The following is a 19,338-nucleotide window of genomic DNA, read 5'->3' on the forward strand; positions in this document are numbered from 1 at the left end:
CACACCGTATTGTTATTTCTAAGTGATTTTCGATTTCAATTATATTCCACTTTACTATATTTACATTTAGAATCCAAAATTGACCGATTCCTAAGTATACTTAGGAATCGGTCATATTCATATATTTACTAAAGAAATAAAATCTATCTAGGAATTATACTTTTTTCAAAAAATTTGTTGTTCTTTGTTTTGCCCAGTTGATACATTTCTTTTCGATTAAATGATATGAAACTATAGAAAAAAGTAGTGTCATTGCAATGCACAAAGTAAGAAGGAAAAAGATAGGTATCTTTGTATACAAAAGTTTAAATAGTACCATCATGATTGGAAAATGACACAAATAGATACTGTATGAAATTTCTCCTAAATATACAAATACACTCTTATTTAAAAATGCTTTTACTTTTAGGTTACTCATAGCCATTATAATAAATATACTAACCCCCATTACGACACCCCAATCTTTTAATAAGAAAGTTGTATCATTACGGGAAAAACCATAAATTAAAATGGAATATAAATATAGAATAATCCCTAATGCAATAAGAAATCCTTTTTTAAATTTTTTCATATTCCTATATGAGTAGATAAGTTTTTCCTGATACTTAAAAAGTAACATTCCAACCATAAACATAGATGTAAAATGCAGTGTATCAGCATAACCATTATAAAATCCTTCAGCTTTCCCAATATGCAACATATTAAGAACAACACTAATTAAAGAAAAGCTCAAAGCAAATAGTATCGTTTTCTTCCAATTCAGTTTATAAAAAAGAAGGAATAACAAAGGAAACACAATAGATATACGCATTTCTTGAGCCAATGACCAAATAACTGGATTATAATTTTCCGTAAAAAAGTTATTAAGAAGCACAAAGTGGTTTAGAATATCTAATTTTGTTATAGACCCTTGCCACCTATCATAGAACCAATCCCGTAGTCCTACCACTTCATACGACGAAAATAAAATAAATAAAACAAAGGTAACGATTATCCAAAAATAATAAGGAATATAGATTCTTACAAATCTCTTAATTAAATATCCCCAATAATTTGTTTTTGAATGATAAAGTGCCATAGATAACACAAAACCACTTAGTACATAAAAAACGATAACAGCTTCCCCACCCGCCCATAAAAACCTAAGCGGGGAAAATTTAATAGAATTAGGCAACGATGGTAGCATTAAACAAAAATGTCCAAATACCACAGTAAGTGCCGCTAACCCTCGTATGGAATCTAATTCTTTTATTCTCTTACTCATAAAATGTTCTCCTTGTAAATTGTAAATTTTGCTGTTCATAAAGGCCACTATGCGAATGTAGTGGGAGAATTGTACATATTGTTTCTTTAAATTCCTAATGTAAGCAGTACAAAGTTAATCTATGTATCTGTTTTAGGGAACTTTCGTATCTAGGCATAATTTATATAATAATAGAAAGAAAAAAGAAATTTCATTCTATAAAATCGTATTGTCGTTTAGAAAACATTTTAAAACTGTTTTCTAAACCCTCGTTATAGTCTGTCTGTTTATCTGTCCATTGAACCCCCTTATTTCCAGGCCACCCTGAGGTATTTGCAACATGTTTTAATAGCTCTGGCCCTTTTAAATTTTGCTGTAAACCACGGTTATACGCATTTATCATATTAGATATTGCAATTCGAGTATTGGTTTCTGCATTTTTCAAATCTTCATTCGTTAAATCTTTAGGTGCTAGTCCACCTCGATGAAGCTGAAACAATCCAAATGATGTGCCCTGATCTCCAACTGCATTTCGATCAAACTTACTTTCATGGAATGCAATAGATAAAGGAATCCATGGCGGTATACCATGCTCTATTGATATTTGTTGAATCGTGTCTCTTACTTTAGCTCGGTTCGTATGATGGTCATATACGGATTTCGCAAGATATATCCCTACTGTTAAAACCAAAATAAATACTCCGATTTTTATTAATGTCCCTCTCATCGACGTCACCTCACTTGTCAGTATCAAAGATTGTCTCTAGTAATCATATCTTTTGGGTATATTAACTCGTAATCGTGTATCATATGATTATTCTTGGTTTCATTAATTACCGATTTTCAAGTGAAATTATTAGGGAGCCCTCTATATGGTATATCCCATTAAAATCGTACTTTTTTCTCGAATACTTTGTTTTCTATTCGATTGAAATTAAAGAATAACTATATACAAAGGGATAAATGCTATAAAAAGATACTTAAACTTCTTTAAAAAATTCATTTTTTGGCCTCCATTTCTTTATATAATTAATTTAAAGCAAAATATTTAATAGAAAGAAAAGATTTTATTAAATTTTTATAAAATTTGATAACAGAAATAAGTACCAGGTATCAATTTTCATTTTCACTTGGTGGAATAATGAATGTTCTTTCATCATGTAACTTTATTAAACTAACCTTGCATCAGAACCCTTTAAATCGAAAGATTCATAATAAACGCCATCCTTTCTGTATATTTCTACAAAAAGAATAGCGTTTTTTGATTATATGGATACAAATTTATCTTAGCTTGATTGCAATACCAAAAGTTCCGAAGGACCAAATTTGAAAATTAATGTAATCTTCAATTCCAAGCTATCCACATAAAAATCTATAATACTTTGAAACTTTTTGTTTCAGACTAACATTTAGTTTCATCCCATAAAATTAGCTTTTTACTATATCAACCGCACTATCCCACATACCGCTAAAGAAAGATCCGATTTCGCGCATAAAACGTGTAAACCAATTTGCTTGTTCTACATCAGAGTTTGTTACAAGGTCTACTTGTAATGATTTACCTGATAAAAATCCAGGATCTGTACTATCTTTAGGCGAAATAATCATTTTACTAATTGTTACATCCTTTTTAATAGGCGCTTCTTGTTCTTTATTCGGTACTTTAAATTCTTTTTTATAAACGTCATTGTTGCCCTTTGGCATTGGAAGTGAAACAGCTTGCTTCGTTTGAACAACTACATCTTTGTCTTTTGCATTTGCTACTCGCACTGTTTCATGCCCTTTTACTACTGCATCTTTCCCATAAACTTTCTTCACTTCAAAATTCGCAAATCCATAATCATATAATTTCTTCGTCTCATCAAAACGTGCTGTATGAGAGTTTGCTTTTATCACTACAGAAATTAGGCGCATACCGTTTCTTTCTACTGTACCAGTGAAGCAATCACCAGCTTCTGGAGTAGTTCCTGTTTTCAACCCATCTACACCTTCGTATTGCTTAATTAAGCCTTGTAACATCATGTTAAAATTCACCATATCAATTGGATACTTGCCACCCTTTTGGAATGTTTTTTTGGGGATTTTTGCTGTATCTAATATTTTTGGGAAATCTTGAATGAGACGTTGCGCTAAAATCGCACAATCCCTTGCAGACATTTTATTTTTCTCGTCTGGAGTTGTTCCTTCTGGGTGATGTCCTTTTAAATCATGGTTTGTTAAACCTGTAGAGTTTACAAATTTATAATTTTTCATTCCAAACTCTTTTGACTTAGCGTTCATCATTTTTACGAAATTAACTTCTTTTCCAGCAATCTCTTCAACTAAAGCAATTGTTGCACCGTTTGCAGAGTAAATTGCCATTGCCTCATATAACTCTTTAACTGTATAAGAGCCACCATTTTCTAATGGAACGTTTGATAATGAGCGATCTTGCGAAATCTTATATGCATATTCAGAAATTTTAACTTTTTGATCCCATTTAAGTTTTCCTTTATCCACCGCTTCATGTACTAAGTATTCACTCATCATTTTTGTCATACTAGCAATTGCTAATGATTCATCTGCATTTTTTTCATATAAAATTTTCCCAGAATTTGCTTCTACTAAAATTGCTGATCCTGCTTCAACGTCTATAGCAGGAACTGTTTCCGCTGATGCTCTTCCAGATGTAACAACAATGCTACAAAATAGTGTAAGCACTGTTACTATTGCAATAAATCTCTTGCAAAACATACCTTTCACTTCTGTTACCTCCAATATCTTTGTACTCAAAAAAACGTTATTCTAACATAATCCCCCAAAAAATAGACAGTGTTCTCAAATTCTATATACATATAAGACGTTAGGATCGCTTTCATATAGACCATCTCATCAAACCCTTTTAGGGCACTGACACTTCGTATTCCCACACACATCCCTCTTTTTAATACCTTTGTATTTTTCAAAATGATCCGTACTTTCATATTTTTTAGGATTACAATTAATAGACAATCTAAATAATACATTTGTTCCACATTTACAAAAAATAAAGTGAAACTTTAATCAGTGGGGGTTTTGTTCATCCCCCACTGATTATCAGCCCACACCAATCGGGCTTTTACGGGCAGTTGATCCCCCACCTAACTTCTTCGCTTTCGCTGAATTTTGAGGTGGGGGCCTTACTGCCCGGCGAATAGCGGGATAAAACCAGTGTGTCCCGATTAAATATCGAGACACACTGGTAACCAAGCATACGTTTATTAGCTATCAAGGATTTTAATTATTCAATTCAGCTATTGCTAGACTCATACCAGAGATGAATTTTCTTTAGTCTAATCTATTATTTTTTTGTAATAAAAAAACTACACCCTATATTGAATGTAGTTTTTCTAGCTGATTTATTTATTTTTTACTTCCTTTTTATAAAAATCATATAATAATTCTATGGATGCACTAGATAAAATAGGAATTGCCTGCTCAACTAATTCTCTATTCCAATCAAACCAACGCATTTCCATTAGCATTTTCATTTCTGTATCAGTGAATCGTTTCTTTATTTCCTTAGCAGGATTTCCACCAACTATTGTATACGGCGGAACATCTTTACTTACGACAGTTCCTGCTGCAACAATTGCACCCTCACCGATTGTAACACCAGGCATTATGATAGCATTCATTCCAATCCAAGCATCACTTTTAATGACTGTATCACCCTTCGGTTCATATGATTGTTCAATTTGCTCAGCGAATGGATATACTGTAATCCATTCAGGATGATGATTATGATTCCCACCCATTAGAATGACAACTCCACTTGCAATACAAACATAATTTCCAATAATGAGTTTATCAAGTTTCCAACCCATCTGTTCAATTGGATTGAAAAGCGCTCGGGACTTAGCATCCCCCCACAAATACCTTACACAGCCATCTTCAAAATTTTGATGACCATAATAGCCTGAATAATAGGAGTACTCTCCTACCTTAATGAGTGGATTTGTTACTATATCTTTTATATACTTTGTTTCTGACCAATGATTAAATAATGGATGCTTCATAACTTTATTCCTCGCTTCTAAGTAGTGTAGATTTTTGCAATTTACTTAGAAGCTTACTACGACTGCTACATTCTTTAGCTTTCTCAAACGACGAATCATTATCTTCAAGCCTTTCGTTTATACTAAAAAAAAGCATAACGCAATAAATTACACAAGTCAAATTGTGTAATTTTGAACTCCCCTTAAACAGCATATTACTGCAATAAGAGCATTAAAATAATCTAACTTTTATACATAAAATATATTAGTTTCTGCAGTTTATAGGAAAATAATAATTAACTCATAAAAAACACAACAAAATAGGTAAAAATACCATGGCATCTTTACCTATCTTATGGATAAACAAGTCTTCATAAGAAATAGACAACTAAAAAAATCTATAAATATATTATTTCAAATTGATTGGTTGTTGTTGAGTAATACAATGAATCATACCACCATTTTTATAAAGCTCTCTTACATCAATCCCCACCACTTTACGATCAGGATAAAGTTTTTGAATCATCTCATTTGCTATTTTATCATTAGGATCATTATAGTTAGGAACTAAGATAACTTGATTCGCTATATAATAATTAATATATGAACCTTTATAATCAAGCTGCTTCCCATTTGCTAATGTAACATTATTCTTGCTTAGCGGCAGATATACATACTTGTATTTATTCCCCTCAGCATCTTTTGCCTGCAACAACTTGTTAATATCTTTATCAGACGTTCCCCATTCAGCTAAATCTTTTTTGTTTAACGTTATAATAGTAGATTTATCGTGAAATTTTGCAAATCCATCAATATGAAAATCAGTAATATCTAAGTTGGGTACTCCATCTAACCAAATAAAATTTGTTATCCCAAGGTCACTCATATATTTTTCAATATCTTTTTCTGACAATTTAGCGTTTCTATTTTTATTCGTCACAGCACTTCTAGTTAATAAAGCAGTTCCATTACCATCTAATTCAAATGCGCCGCCTTCAAGAACAAATTTATTCCAATCAATTCTTTCAATACCTAACTGTTTGCTAAGACTCTCACGAAGACGAGCATCTTTCTTATATGGTGTTTTCTTTCCCCATCCGTTAAATCCTGGATCTAATATCTTTAGGTTTTTGTCATTATCATAAACAAAAATCGGTCCAGTATCTCTAGCCCATACATCGTCAGTAGGTGCGATAAAGAAATCAACTTTTCCCATATTCACCCCCTGATCCATTAAAACTTCAGTAATTCTTTCTTTTTCTTCTTGATCATATGCAACAATATGAACTTTTTCGCCTTTGCTTAAAGTATTTGTCATTTGAATCCAAATCGGCTCTACCTCTTGCTGATATTTTTGCCCATATGTAAATTCATGAGGCCATTGTAGCCACGTTCCTTCATGTTTGCTTTTTTCATCTGGCATTGTATACTTTCCTACTTGTTTTTGCACCTCTACTTTCTTCATATCTTTTCTCTGCGTTTTTTCAATTTCCTTCGCCTGAACTTTCTCAATCCCCTTACCTAAAGCATAACCACTGATAATAGATGTGGTTAGTACAGCACTCATACACAAATTCGTTATTTTTTTCATTTCTTAACCTCCTTTTCTGTCTTACTGTAAACCTTTACATAGTGTGAAGGTCAAGCTTTTCTGTTTGATTTATTTAAATTATTTAAACATTCCAAATGATAGTCGTGATTTGAATCGAACTCTATACAAAACGAACAGTATCCTTCCAAACAAAATATATAATATTTTCTTTTTGGAGATGGTATGAGATTTCACCTTGATGAGTAGGGAGTAACTTCACTATTTTTAAAACTTCTGGAATGCACATAAAAAGGCTAGAGAATTAGCCTCTCTAACCTTTTTATATGCATTATTATGTTTATACCCCTGGCATGAATCCTCTTACCTGATCTCTTTTCACCCACGTATAAATAACAAATAAGAATCAACTATTCCTACTATAATCATCATTTTTCATAACATCCCACACTGGTTTCTCTTGTTATCTTTTCTACACCTTCTACTGTATTATTTATGAAATGATTCATTTTTAAAAATAATACAGTACATGAAATTTCATATTAAATACATATATTTGTTCAGTTTATAATTAACTATTCAAAAGCAGTTACGATTCTCTCTTTCATTTTCTGTATTACTTCACTGCTCAATGCTTTTTGACCAGCAGGAAGTTTTAATATGGCAGCGGCACCTTTACTAAGATATATTTCTTGATCATTATTTTGATTTACTACCAATATTCCTTGCCCTTCAAATTCAAAATAACTAATATCTTTTGTTTCATTTGTATTATTTTTTATTGCTTTATATAACCCATATAAATCTTTACTTCTATTTTCTCCGCCCGTTCGAATCGGTTCAGTATCATTCGCAACAATTAATCCTTCTGGCTGCTCACCCTTCATAATAAACCACAGTTTTTCATTTGTTGGTAATAGTAAATGCTTAAATTCAGAGCTATTTAAAATTTGCTGTGCTGGAATTGTTTCATAGATTGGTAACGAAAATGAGGATGTTGTTATTTTTTCAAAACTTAAATTTTCAGAAGAACTTCCCTTACTATATTGATAATCTTTTAATGCAATCGATTGTACTGGTTCATTTTTATTTTTTGATGCATAACTAATTTTACTAGCGAAAATAATAACGGTCATTAAACAAATGCACGGTATTACAAGCTTAAGTAGTTTTCCCATTAATGAACCCCCGCTTTTAATATTATTAGTTTGCATGGATATTATAAACAGTTTCACTCCACCAAAAATTATTATTGTTATGGAACGTACTGAAATTATGATTATAATGATCACCATACCAAGGGTCCATGTACGTTATATAATCTGTTCCATTTGTTCCTTTATAAAATCCATCAAGTACTAGAAAGTGTCCGATGTTAGCTCCATTTTGCCACATAATGAGTGCAATCATCGGTTGATCACTATTAATTTGATTTTTGAACCAATCATACGATTTTGCTCCAGGACTTATAGCTGAGCTAACACCATATCCCGATAATCCATATTGTATTTCACGTGAAGTTGCAGGATTATTATATGATCCACCCTTGACATACCTAACGTACTGATCTTGTGAAGGAGTTTTCCCAAAATAATTTAAAACTGAAACCGAAGTGCCTGCCCAACACCAATTTGATCTTTCTTGTAATATGTTAGGTACAGATAATTTACGATTTGTTGATGTATTTGGAGGATTTCCATTAATATACGCTGACGTTACATATACTTTTTTTCCATCTTTAAAATAATAAAACCAACGATTATCTAAATTTCCTGTCCAGTAATCTTTAACCGCTTCACCATACTCCCATCCTTTAAAAGATATTTTTGTATTTCCGGGAATCACATCTACAATACTTGCACTCAAACTTTTTGCCTCTCTAACATTTACATTCAATGGAGCTGTTGTCCCTGAAAATTCAACTTCTTCCGCTATTATTTTCTGAACACCAATAAAACTAAATGTGAAAAACAATAAAAACATACAAACAATAAAATGCTTTCTTCCCTTCATTTCTCCACCCCTTCATCAGTACTAAAAAACATCAACAATTCATCCTTATTAATTGTTCAAGCTTAATATTACATACTAACGAAAAATGATTTCTCATAAAGTGAAAATTTAATCAGTGGGGGTTTTATTCATCCCCCACTGATTATTAGTTAAACCAATCGGGCTTTTACGGGCAGTTGATCCCCCACCTAACTTCTTTGCTCTCGCTGAATTTTGAGGTGGGGGTCTTACTGCCCGTTAATGCGGGATAAATTCCAACACAAAAAAGTAGCCTATAAAGTTTTATAGGCTACTTTTATTTCATCATTATTATTTAGCTAATTCTTTCGTACCCTTCATTACATCAATGAAGAATCCCCAGTTATTCACTACAGAAGAGATACTGATATGTTCATCCGGAGTGTGCACGTTGAAAATGTCTGGTCCGAATGAAATTGCATCTAATTCAGGCATTTTTTGAACGAATGCGCTACATTCAATCCCTGCATGCACAGCGAAAATTTCAATATCTTTATTGTATTTTTCTTGATGAACTTTTTCAAATAAATTACGAATTTGTGAATTTGGATTGTATGGCCATTCTGGATACTCTGACTCAATTTCAAACGTAGCACCAACTAATTCGGCAATATATTTGATTTCTTCTGCAACATGCTGTTTTAAACTACTTACAGAACTTCGTACTTCGTTACGTAATTTAATTTCATCTTGCAATGTTTCAATAACACCTAAATTTGTTGAGCTTTCTACTAGACCTTTAATATCCATGCTCATACTTTGAATACCATTCGGAATTAAGAATAATGATGAAATAAGCTGCTTTTGTGTTTCTTTAGCAAATACTTTTTCTACTTTCTCATCCAACTTTGTAAGTGTAACATGAACATCTGGATCAACAGCACGCATTTCTTCTTGTAATACTCTTGTCCATGACTCAAGCTTTTCTTCTACCTTCTCTACATCTTCTTGACGTAATAAAATTGTAGCTACACTTTCACGCGGAATTGCATTCGTTTTTAATCCGCCGTGAACTTCACTTATATTAAACTCCATATTTGTTGATAAATCATGTAATACTCGCCCTAATGTTTTGTTCGCATTACCACGTTGCTTATCAATTTCCATACCAGAATGTCCGCCTTTTAGACCACCAACATATAGACGGTATGCATCCGTATTCGCTGGCGCTTCATCCCAAATTACTGGAATTGTTTCAACAGCTTTCGCACCACCTGCACTACTTACAAGTAATTTGTGATCTTCTTCAGAATCAATATTTATAAAAATCTTTCCTTCAAAATGATTTGGATCAACAGCAAAAGCCCCGCCCATTGTCGTTTCTTCTTCGGTAGTGATAACGACTTCAAGTGCTGGATGTGGAATGTCTTTTGAATCTAATAAAGCTAATGCATACGCAACTGCAATACCATTATCAGCACCTAAAGTTGTTTGATTTGCGTATAACATGTCTCCAATAATTCGTAATTCAATTGGATCTTTTTCAAAATCATGTACTGTTGCTTGGTTTTTTTCGCAAACCATATCCATATGACCTTGAATGATAATAGCTGCTACATTTTCATAGCCAGCAGTTGCTTCTTTTTTAATAATGACATTTAATGCTTCATCTTGAATCACTTCTAAGTTACGCTCTTTAGCAAAGCCAACTAAATAATCACTAATTTCCTTTTCATTACCTGATCCTCTAGGAATCTTTGAAATTTCTGCAAAATGATAAAATACAGGGTGCTTTGTTAATTGTTCTAAAGTAGAATACATTTTTCAAGCTCCTCTCCAAATGACAAAATAATATGTAAGTCTTTTATCATTATACCATGATTCATTATTTTACCTTTGTTTTAACTTTTTTAATATTTTATATATATTGTTCATTTTATGTACAACACTCTTACAACATTGTAAGGGTGTTGATCAAGATGATAATAACAAAAATGAAATATCATCAATTGAAGTAAAGTCCTATGAAGAGATTCAGAAAGCAGATTTACCTGAAAAAGTAAAAGATAAGTTTACTATTAAATAAAAAAACAAAAGAAAATGTACTATGCATTTTCTTTTGTTTTTTTCACTCGTATATATTTTGAACTGCTATTATTCATCAGTTTCTCTAACCGATTTATATTTTCCGTTAATGCACCTTTCACAAGAGAGAAATCTGTATTTGATTCTTCTTTTTTTTCTTTAAAAAACGAAGACTTTTGTACACTGATTTCAGCCATCTCTTCTCCCCCTTTTCAAAAGATACAACCTTTTATTTATATTATATAGCAGATGCAGACAGAGTTGTATACTTATGATTTTCTTTTTAATTCTTCTTCTAACTCTTCTACTTGCTGCAAAGTATCTCCTTTTATTAAAGAGAAATCTGTTGCATCCTCATCATCTTCTTTAAAAAAATCATTGTCATAATCCTTTATCACTACAATCACCTCTACGTGCTAGTGTAGGAATGATTGTCCCATTTTATTCAACTTTGTCGTATTTTGTTTTGAATTTATGTATAGAAGAAAAGGACAGAAAAATGATTCTGTCCTACTTACTAAAATAACTATGATGTATGGTTAAATTATATACATTTTCAAAATCTCGATCTTGAAGGCTATTTTTCTTCCCATCAATAACTATAAAAACGTCATTCATTATTTTTGCTGGTATAATCCCAACGTTCTCTACTTGTACTGCTTTTTGTTCATTTAATTGCTCTATATGTTCTAAAGGTACTGTAATACTAAATTGAGAGCGAATACCACGAAAGCCCGTATTTAATTCATTTGCTGCTTCAAATACAACAATTTTTGCTCCAATTTTTTCCCCATATGAATCTAAAAATGAGTTTAAGCTTTTTGTATATTCCTCTTCTGTATGCCATTCCATCGTCCCAAATGCTGCTGGATTAATATTTTGGATAATGTTCGTATATATTTCTCCTCTTGCTTTTGAAGCGATTAATGACCGCTTTATGGATTGAACAGTTTTACCGATATCGCTAAATTTCGCTCCCCATATTTCCGAGATGTTAGGTGTTAAAATAAACGCAATATCAACGAAAATGACCATCGCAGTAAACATTAGTAAGTTTTTCCAGAGGGTTAAATCGATTCCTTTTATCATGAAATAAACTGTGACTGATGTTATGAATAATCCATACCAAGTTTTTCGAATTCTCTGTTTTTTCTCTTCGTATAACTCTTCATTTCTCCAATAAAAAAAAACAAGAACTACAAAAATGATCGCTAAAATAAATAATCCGATTCGAATGTTAGAGATCACCAATCACATCACCCTCCATTCAAAAACTACTCACGATATCATTACATGCACAAGCAGCTCTCTTTATGACAAAAGACGTGGACAACCTTCTAAAGTTAGCTACATCGCATATACATTAGAAGCAGGCCACGTCTTTTATCCCGCTATTTGTGGGCAGCCCGATTGGTTCAACTAATAATCAGTGGGGATGAACAAAACCCTCACTGATTAAAGTTTCACTTTATCATGAATCTACATTGTATATGTAGACAAGCATGCGTTACAAATTTTCATGTTAAAAAGAAATATGTTTCGGAATTTCTCCTTCAGGTACTTCTCCATCCATACTTAAGTAATAATGACGAATTGGACGTAAATTTTCGTCTAATTCATAAACAAGCGGAATGCTAGTTGGAATATTTAATGAAACTACACCATCATTTGAAAGGTTGTCTAAGTATTTCACTAGCGATCGAATTGTATTACCATGAGATGAAATAATTACATTCTCACCACTTTTTAATGACGGTGCAATTTCTGAATGCCAATAATTAAGCACTCGTTTCTCCGTATCCTCTAAACATTCAGTTAATGGGAATTCACCTTTTTGAAGTGTTTTATATCTTGGATCGTTCGCTTCATATCTAGGGTCATCTTCAGTAAGAGCAGGTGGTCTTACATCAACACTCCTTCTCCAAATATGAACTTGTTCTTCTCCATATTTTTTTGCAGTTTCTTCTTTATTCAATCCTTGTAGTGCGCCATAATGTCTTTCATTTAGTTTCCACGATTTATGTACAGGCACCCAAGTAAGATCCATTTCATGTAGCACAATCCATAAAGTCCGGATTGCCCGTTTTAATACAGATGTGTAAGCAACATCGAAAGTATAACCATTTTCCTTTAATATTGCTCCTGCTTCTCTTGCTTCACTTAATCCATTCTCTGATAGATCTACATCCGTCCATCCAGTAAAGCGATTTTCAAGGTTCCATAAACTTTGTCCGTGACGAATAAGTACAAGTTTTATCATTATAATTCCCCTCTCGGAAATGTGAATTTTATTGTTCCATCGCGTACACGTATAAAGTATCTAGTAATGCATCTTTTTATCCATTCACTCTATGATTTATCCATAGTTGCCAAATGCATGGATAAAATTCTTTCTTTTTCAAACTATAAAGAAAGGCCTATTTCTCATTATTTTTGATCAACTGGAATTTCTCTTTTCGATATCCATGCATCATGACCTGAACGGCTATTCGCCATTTCGTTCATAACTTGATGCCAATTCTCTTCACATGATTCACCAAATTTTGAAAAAATAGCACCCATTTGCTTTCTTTGAACATCACTTAGTTTTTTCTCTAAATCTGTCCCTTCTTCTGTTAAGGATAATTGTTTTACTCGACGATCATGAGTAGCTTCATTACTTTCAATTAGTCCCTTTTCCACAAGTTGACGCAGTGGTCCGTGAAGAGCTTGTTTACTTATTTCTAATAGCGATAGTAACTCATTTACACTTATCCCTGGAAAACGTGCGATAAAAAATAAAATTCGGTGATGTACTCGTTGTATACCATATTCTTTTATAATTTCATCTGGTTTTTCAGTAAATGTTTTATATGCAAAATAAAATAATGCCAATGCCTCATTCATCTGTTCTTCTTTATGTTGTGTCATCTACTTTCCCCCTGTATGTAAATTATACCACAATCCAGTAATGAATATTTTAATCAACGCACTTGAACTTCTGTAGTCTATTGCAGCATTCACTACACGAACTAAAATAATTAGGAGATGATTCTCTTGAAAACGCAATATACTGTAAGTACATATTTATTAGATCGATTATACGAATTAGGAATTGAGCATATATTTGGTGTTCCTGGTGATTATAATCTTGCCTTTTTAGATGATGTGATTGCACATAAAAATTTAGAGTGGATTGGCAACTGTAATGAATTAAATGCGGCATATGCAGCAGATGGATATGCTCGCATAAAAGGTGTCGCTGCTCTTATTACCACTTTTGGTGTCGGGGAATTGAGTGCCATAAACGGCATTGCCGGCTCATATGCCGAAAACGTACCAGTTATAAAAATAACTGGCACACCAACAACAACTGTAATGGAAAATGGAGAACTCGTTCATCATACATTAGGTGATGGAAAGTTCGATCACTTTTCCAATATGTATCGAGAAATTACTGTGGCACAAACTAATTTAACCCCTGAGCATGCCGCTGAGGAAATTGACCGTGTACTCCGTGCATGTTGGAATGAAAAACGCCCTGTTCATATTAATTTACCGATCGATGTATATAATAAACCAATTAATAAACCTACGGAACCAATCTTAAATCATCCCATAGTAAGTAATAAAGACGCATTAGATAAAATGCTTCTACATGCCACTTCCAAAATAAATAGCGCCAAAAAACCGGTTATATTAGCTGATTTTGAAGTGAATCGTTTTCATGCTGATGAGGATTTACATCAATTCGTAGAAAAAACTGGCTTCCCAATCGCTTCACTAAGTATGGGCAAGGGCATATTCCCAGAAAAACATCCTCAATTTATAGGAATTTACACTGGCGATGTTAGTCCTCCATACTTGCGAAAAAGAGTTGATGAATCTGACTGTATCATTAGTATCGGTGTGAAATTAACTGATACTATTACCGGTGGCTTTACACAAGGTTTTACGAAAGAACAAGTTATAGAAATTCATCCCTATACTGTGAAAATTATAGATAAAAAATACGGACCGGTTGTAATGAAAGATGTACTACAACATTTAAGTGATTCAATCGAGCATCGTAATGAAGAAACACTTGAAATTAAGTCGTTTATTTCAGAATCATCATCTATTACTAAAGAGTTCAATCCAAAAGCACAAATCGTTACGCAACAACGTTTTTGGCAACAATTGTACCACTTCTTACAAGAAAACGACGTCTTAATTGCAGAGCAAGGAACACCATATTTCGGTAGTGCCGCTATCCCTTTACCTAATAACGCTACATATGTAGGACAACCGTTATGGGGATCTATCGGATATACACTCCCTGCTTTATTAGGAACACAACTCGCTAATGTAACACGGCGTAACATTTTAATTATTGGTGATGGTTCTTTCCAGTTAACTGTTCAAGAGTTGTCCACTATACTACGTCAAAATTTAAAACCAATTATATTTTTAATCAATAACAACGGATACACTGTTGAACGTGCGATTCACGGCCAAAACCAACCGTATAATGACATACAAATGTGGGATTACACGAAACTAGCAAACGTGTTCGGATCAGAAGAAAAAAGTCTCACATTTAAAGTAGAAAATGAAATAGAGTTAGCAGAAGTCTTCAATAAAATCAGTTTTAATATGAATCGACTTATCTTTATTGAAGTTGTAATGAGCCAAGGGGATCAGCCTGAACTGTTAGCTAAACTTGGAAAAATACTGAGGAAACAACAATCACTCTAAACAGAAAAAAACCGAGAAACTACTGTTGTAGAGTTTAAAATATCATGTACATCCAGTAATTCAGTTTTTCTGGATTGATTGTTTTACGTGTTATATTTTTCAAAACATGTATTATCTGTTTGTACCAATCAATAATAAGGTTTATTAAATTCATTTCACCAAACTTTACTATTGGCGCTTCATTCAAAACAACGATGATCCTTCCACACTTAGGAATCATCGTTGTTTAATTTGCATCACAATTGATTTAATTTTACAATTTCAGATGATAATACCAGTTGAATGATATACCTTATCGGAACTATTAGTATCAGTATGTCCTAGGCATAGAGACTACTTAAAGTTTTTGCATAAGAAGAAACTACTTTAACTAATTTTCAATTTCTCTCCAAACATCTCTCTTATTTTAGGACAAACTTTATTAATAAAGCTATTTTTTTCTTTTTCTTTTTCTTCTATAACCAATTCTTCTATACAATCATCTTCAATTAATGCAAAGCTATATGAAAAATCTTTTACAGGATACCCGTCCTTTACAATTACACGCCAAAATAATTGTTCTATCTCAATAGCTTGAATAATTTCTTCATCAATTTTTACTTTATACCACATCATTCCTTTAAGTTCTCTTACTTGCCCCAATGGAACGATCCACTTTTGACTTTTTTCATATAAATTTGTTAAAACCATTTTTTTCTCTTTATTATTTAGACTTTTTAAATTTTCTTCTGCGTAGAAAAAACATAATGTTTCATTTTCACTAACAAATAATTTCAATAAGTCTTTTTTATGTTCAAAGCTTAAATCATATAAATCTTCTATAAAGTAAGTTTTTGACATCTTCTCTACACTCCTAATTTCATATAGTTGGAGTCTAATACATTTTTTCAACTAACAATTGTCACATGAATAGGCCATACGAGAGATTCATTATCTAATGTTACTAAACTTTTAATTGTCGTATATTTGTTAATTGCTTTTGTTAAATGTTGCAGGGCTTTTTCATATTGCATTGTTCCAAGGGTAAGTCTGTACCCATCTCCCCACCCTTTTGGCAGCAGTCCAATTATCTTTGCATGGATATGAATCCCTTAATATAGTTTCATTCTCCCAAAAAAATTATATAATATACGGAAAACGCTTAATCGTAAAGAAGATTTAGTAAAATGAAGCATCTTTTTTGATATATTTCCTTGTCTCCTTAATAAAACTATGAACAGGCAGCTTTTTACTACTAGGATCCATTTTTTTAAGCTAATCGACTATATATATATCTATTGAAATACCCTTCTTCCTCATCTAATACTGGAATATAGCGAAACCCACTTTATTGTAAAGTGCTCTATGCTTGTTTTAATGTATCACTGGTTTTACAAGTGATAAGATCTCGTTTCTCTACATAATGCCTTTACTCCTCGCTTAATCCCTCCTTATGCAACACCTATCTTATTGTTCCTTAACAAACGAATTAAAAGGAATGAGCCCTGTCCAATACAGAGTTCATTCCTCAGTAACTGCTTAAAATATGCGCCTAACTTTTTGGGGTCACTTCATTTGAAGATCCTTATAAATTCGTTATCTTACAAGTTCTATAGGTGAGATCCGCCACTTGCATCCAGTAATTGACCAGTTACCCAACGGCTGTCTGAGGAAGCGAGAAAGGCGGTAATATCTGCCACATCCTCGGGTTCTCCCCATCTGTTAAAGATTGAAAGACTAGCCGCATATTTTTGTCCATCAAGGTTTTCCAAAGTCTCAGCATTCATCTCTGTATTAATAATTCCAGGCTGGATGGCGTTTACCGTAATATTACGGCTCCCTAGTTGTTTGGCTAGAAGGCGCGTAAATGTGTCGATAGCACCTTTAGACATACTGTACGCGAAGACACTTGGAGAAGCTGCACGTGTCACAAAAGATGAAATATTAATGATGCGTCCTCCATCTTTTAAACGTGGCAAAGCTTGTTGAGTAACAAAAAGTGGTGCTTTGACATTAATCTTCATTACCTCGTCATATGATTCTTCCGTCGTCTCTTCTAAACTGATAATTTGACCAATTCCAGCATTGTTGACAAGAATATCGAATCCGTCACCGCCCATATATTCCCGAATAGTATCATCCAAAGTAGTAAATAAATCTTGAATACCATCTAAAGTACTAAGGTCAGCACCAATTGCGCAAGCATTTCCTCCGCTTTGCTCGATCTGATGAACAACTGCTTCTGCCTCCTTACGTCTTTTCCCGTAATGAACGACGACAAAGGCCCCCTCTTGTGCCAGACGCAATGCAATATTGCGACCAATTCCTCGACTTGATCCTGTAACTAAAGCTATTTTGCCTGTTAACTTACTCATGCTCCCATCTCCTTGTTCAAACATAGTTATATTACATAGATAGTTATATCATGGAACATTATTTGAAATGTTGCTCTCCTATTCGGTTTCAAGGGGGCGGTTGCTTCAGATAACTTAGTTCATCTCTTAGTTGTCAGAATTGCTTATATAAATCCTGAAAACTTATTTTTTCGCCCTTCATAATGCATTAAACAAGGATGTAGAAGACATTGTACAAGTCCTCCAGAAAATCTTACAGATGATTGAGAAAAATGGTTGGAAATCCCATCAATATAAGAAGAAAACGGCATTTGATATCCTGGGTGTGGTGTATGAGTGTACACAAAAATCACGTTCTGCGTACAATAATGAATTTTTAAAAATAGGCCTGCGAGAGCTTATTTGAATATGTCTACTAATATTCTTGTAGAATATCAAAAGTTTAGGTGAAAAAACTCTATTTTATTACATATGTTTTTTAGTACTTTTAAGTTGATGGTGATGGGGTTGCACCACATGCCCATCACCATCAACTTAAGAAATTGGTAGTTCCCCAACACGCAAAAAATAAGCCGAATTCAGCAATTAACTGCAAAAGGTGAATTTTTCTATTTTGAGATGATTTCAAATCCTTAGCTTGATAGCGATGTGACGGTAGCCCTACTTAGGAGAATTACTTGGATTCACTGAAGAAGACGTTGAACAAAAACGTTATATTATAAATAATCAAGTCAGATTATCTATTTCTGACTTGATTTAAAATTAAAAATATAGACCTTTTCCCACTGGCTGAACAGTTTCTAGCACAGTATCAACCATTTCTTCATTAATTAGGGTTCTTATAATCCAAGCTGAGAGATCTTGAGCAGCAAAACAACCTGCGGCAGTCGAGATATTTCCTTCATTTACGAAACTTTGCTCAATAACGTCTACATCATATTCTTTAAGTAGTTCTACTGCGGATGGATATGTAGTTGCTTTTTTGCCAGTTAACAATTTTTTAGCTCCTAGTAGTAGTGAACCAGAACACATAGAGCCTATTAATTGTCTATGAGGATCTACATGAATGCTATTAAGATATTCTTGATTTTGATATAAATCCTGTACACCCTTACCACTTGCAAATATTACAGCGTCAGCGGAAGGAATATCAGTTATGCTTCCTGTCATGGGGATGCGTAAACCAGACGAGGATATATGAGTTTTTTCCGTTCCTAATAGTTGGACATTCCAATCAGAAATACCGCCAACTAAACGTACGCGATTTAATAAATCCCATGGTAAAAAAACATCTATATCAGTAAAGTTATCGAAACAGACTATTGCAATTTTCATTCTCCAGCCTCCATTATTAAAATATTGAAAACATTTTAATTATAACAATTTCAAGTGGGGGTATCGATGTTTAAATTGTTTAATAACTAG

The 19,338-nt window shown here is 33.1% G+C and carries 17 protein-coding genes and 1 pseudogene; 2 read left to right on the forward strand and 16 right to left on the reverse strand.

Features of this window, described 5'->3' with window-relative positions; genetic code table 11:
• Nucleotides 1-154 precede the first annotated feature (154 nt).
• From ACP6L7_RS10700 to pepD, 8 genes are all read right to left on the reverse strand, one after another.
• On the reverse strand, nt 155-1,303 hold the full coding sequence (locus tag ACP6L7_RS10700) for an acyltransferase family protein (RefSeq protein WP_080990780.1): 1,149 nt from the start codon (nt 1,301-1,303) through the stop codon (nt 155-157).
• Between the two features lie 151 nt (nt 1,304-1,454).
• On the reverse strand, nt 1,455-1,970 hold the full coding sequence (locus ACP6L7_RS10705) for a transglycosylase SLT domain-containing protein (RefSeq protein WP_071772524.1): 516 nt from the start codon (nt 1,968-1,970) through the stop codon (nt 1,455-1,457).
• Between the two features lie 701 nt (nt 1,971-2,671).
• Nucleotides 2,672-3,985: a D-alanyl-D-alanine carboxypeptidase family protein gene (locus tag ACP6L7_RS10710; protein ID WP_097833289.1), complete on the reverse strand. Its 1,314-nt coding sequence runs from the start codon at nt 3,983-3,985 to the stop codon at nt 2,672-2,674.
• A 635-nt stretch (nt 3,986-4,620) separates the two neighbouring features.
• Nucleotides 4,621-5,280 carry a CatB-related O-acetyltransferase gene (locus ACP6L7_RS10715; RefSeq protein WP_430529218.1) on the reverse strand — a complete coding sequence of 220 codons (660 nt, stop codon included), beginning with the start codon at nt 5,278-5,280 and terminating at the stop codon, nt 4,621-4,623.
• A gap of 388 nt (nt 5,281-5,668) precedes the next feature.
• The gene (locus tag ACP6L7_RS10720; protein ID WP_141533602.1) at nt 5,669-6,850 is read right to left on the reverse strand and encodes an agmatine deiminase family protein; all 1,182 of its coding nucleotides are present in this window, start codon (nt 6,848-6,850) and stop codon (nt 5,669-5,671) included.
• Nucleotides 6,851-7,383: 533 nt separating this feature from the next.
• The gene (locus tag ACP6L7_RS10725) at nt 7,384-7,986 is read right to left on the reverse strand and encodes a hypothetical protein (protein ID WP_071772520.1); all 603 of its coding nucleotides are present in this window, start codon (nt 7,984-7,986) and stop codon (nt 7,384-7,386) included.
• Nucleotides 7,987-8,011: 25 nt separating this feature from the next.
• On the reverse strand, nt 8,012-8,821 hold the full coding sequence (locus tag ACP6L7_RS10730) for a papain-like cysteine protease family protein (RefSeq protein WP_097833286.1): 810 nt from the start codon (nt 8,819-8,821) through the stop codon (nt 8,012-8,014).
• A gap of 309 nt (nt 8,822-9,130) precedes the next feature.
• On the reverse strand, nt 9,131-10,600 hold the full coding sequence (pepD, locus tag ACP6L7_RS10735) for a beta-Ala-His dipeptidase (RefSeq protein WP_097833285.1): 1,470 nt from the start codon (nt 10,598-10,600) through the stop codon (nt 9,131-9,133).
• Between the two features lie 148 nt (nt 10,601-10,748).
• On the opposite strand from pepD, the pseudogene ACP6L7_RS10740 reads away from it, so the two are divergent.
• A pseudogene (locus ACP6L7_RS10740) lies at nt 10,749-10,865 on the forward strand (YxeA family protein); the annotation flags it as partial.
• Between the two features lie 19 nt (nt 10,866-10,884).
• Here ACP6L7_RS10740 and spoIISB read toward each other — a convergent pair.
• The 5 genes from spoIISB to ACP6L7_RS10765 form a co-directional block, all read right to left on the reverse strand.
• Nucleotides 10,885-11,061, reverse strand: coding sequence for a stage II sporulation protein SB (spoIISB, locus tag ACP6L7_RS10745; RefSeq protein ID WP_097833284.1), 177 nt, complete (start codon nt 11,059-11,061; stop codon nt 10,885-10,887).
• Between the two features lie 72 nt (nt 11,062-11,133).
• Entirely contained in the window at nt 11,134-11,262 is a 129-nt protein-coding gene (locus tag ACP6L7_RS10750; protein WP_141533590.1) for a D-alanyl-D-alanine carboxypeptidase, read from the reverse strand.
• Nucleotides 11,263-11,374: 112 nt separating this feature from the next.
• Entirely contained in the window at nt 11,375-12,115 is a 741-nt protein-coding gene (locus tag ACP6L7_RS10755) for a type II toxin-antitoxin system SpoIISA family toxin (RefSeq protein WP_097833282.1), read from the reverse strand.
• 271 nt (nt 12,116-12,386) lie between these two features.
• A complete protein-coding gene (gene gpmA, locus ACP6L7_RS10760; RefSeq protein WP_097833281.1) occupies nt 12,387-13,124 on the reverse strand; it encodes a 2,3-diphosphoglycerate-dependent phosphoglycerate mutase in 738 nt (245 codons plus the stop codon).
• A 167-nt stretch (nt 13,125-13,291) separates the two neighbouring features.
• Nucleotides 13,292-13,774, reverse strand: a complete 483-nt coding sequence (locus ACP6L7_RS10765; RefSeq protein WP_000191893.1) for a MarR family winged helix-turn-helix transcriptional regulator — start codon at nt 13,772-13,774, stop codon at nt 13,292-13,294.
• Nucleotides 13,775-13,900: 126 nt separating this feature from the next.
• Here ACP6L7_RS10765 and ACP6L7_RS10770 point away from each other — a divergent pair, with 126 nt between their 5' ends.
• Nucleotides 13,901-15,580 carry an alpha-keto acid decarboxylase family protein gene (locus ACP6L7_RS10770; RefSeq protein WP_141533588.1) on the forward strand — a complete coding sequence of 560 codons (1,680 nt, stop codon included), beginning with the start codon at nt 13,901-13,903 and terminating at the stop codon, nt 15,578-15,580.
• Between the two features lie 366 nt (nt 15,581-15,946).
• Here ACP6L7_RS10770 and ACP6L7_RS10775 read toward each other — a convergent pair whose 3' ends face one another.
• From ACP6L7_RS10775 to ACP6L7_RS10785, 3 genes are all read right to left on the reverse strand, one after another.
• The gene (locus ACP6L7_RS10775) at nt 15,947-16,420 is read right to left on the reverse strand and encodes a hypothetical protein (RefSeq protein ID WP_097833279.1); all 474 of its coding nucleotides are present in this window, start codon (nt 16,418-16,420) and stop codon (nt 15,947-15,949) included.
• A 749-nt stretch (nt 16,421-17,169) separates the two neighbouring features.
• Entirely contained in the window at nt 17,170-17,934 is a 765-nt protein-coding gene (locus ACP6L7_RS10780; RefSeq protein WP_097833278.1) for an SDR family oxidoreductase, read from the reverse strand.
• Nucleotides 17,935-18,675: 741 nt separating this feature from the next.
• Nucleotides 18,676-19,248 (reverse strand): DJ-1/PfpI family protein, encoded by a 573-nt coding sequence (locus ACP6L7_RS10785; protein ID WP_097833277.1) that lies wholly within the window; start codon nt 19,246-19,248, stop codon nt 18,676-18,678.
• Nucleotides 19,249-19,338 lie beyond the last annotated feature (90 nt).

The sequence above is a fragment of the Bacillus silvicola genome (assembly GCF_050524305.1).
Lineage (GTDB): Bacteria > Bacillota > Bacilli > Bacillales > Bacillaceae_G > Bacillus_A > Bacillus_A cereus_AT.

Excerpts from the sequence above, each read along its gene's own strand:
- gpmA (WP_097833281.1), bottom strand. The coding sequence starts at position 13,124 with ATGATAAAACTTGTACTTATTCGTCACGGACAAAGTTTATGGAACCTT.
- ACP6L7_RS10730 (WP_097833286.1), bottom strand. The coding sequence starts at position 8,821 with ATGAAGGGAAGAAAGCATTTTATTGTTTGTATGTTTTTATTGTTTTTC.
- spoIISB (WP_097833284.1), bottom strand. The coding sequence starts at position 11,061 with ATGGCTGAAATCAGTGTACAAAAGTCTTCGTTTTTTAAAGAAAAAAAA.
- ACP6L7_RS10765 (WP_000191893.1), bottom strand. The coding sequence starts at position 13,774 with ATGACACAACATAAAGAAGAACAGATGAATGAGGCATTGGCATTATTT.
- ACP6L7_RS10780 (WP_097833278.1), bottom strand. The coding sequence starts at position 17,934 with ATGAGTAAGTTAACAGGCAAAATAGCTTTAGTTACAGGATCAAGTCGA.
- ACP6L7_RS10720 (WP_141533602.1), bottom strand. The coding sequence starts at position 6,850 with ATGAAAAAAATAACGAATTTGTGTATGAGTGCTGTACTAACCACATCT.
- ACP6L7_RS10700 (WP_080990780.1), bottom strand. The coding sequence starts at position 1,303 with ATGAACAGCAAAATTTACAATTTACAAGGAGAACATTTTATGAGTAAG.
- ACP6L7_RS10715 (WP_430529218.1), bottom strand. The coding sequence starts at position 5,280 with ATGAAGCATCCATTATTTAATCATTGGTCAGAAACAAAGTATATAAAA.
- ACP6L7_RS10785 (WP_097833277.1), bottom strand. The coding sequence starts at position 19,248 with ATGAAAATTGCAATAGTCTGTTTCGATAACTTTACTGATATAGATGTT.
- ACP6L7_RS10775 (WP_097833279.1), bottom strand. The coding sequence starts at position 16,420 with ATGTCAAAAACTTACTTTATAGAAGATTTATATGATTTAAGCTTTGAA.
- ACP6L7_RS10705 (WP_071772524.1), bottom strand. The coding sequence starts at position 1,970 with ATGAGAGGGACATTAATAAAAATCGGAGTATTTATTTTGGTTTTAACA.
- pepD (WP_097833285.1), bottom strand. The coding sequence starts at position 10,600 with ATGTATTCTACTTTAGAACAATTAACAAAGCACCCTGTATTTTATCAT.
- ACP6L7_RS10725 (WP_071772520.1), bottom strand. The coding sequence starts at position 7,986 with ATGGGAAAACTACTTAAGCTTGTAATACCGTGCATTTGTTTAATGACC.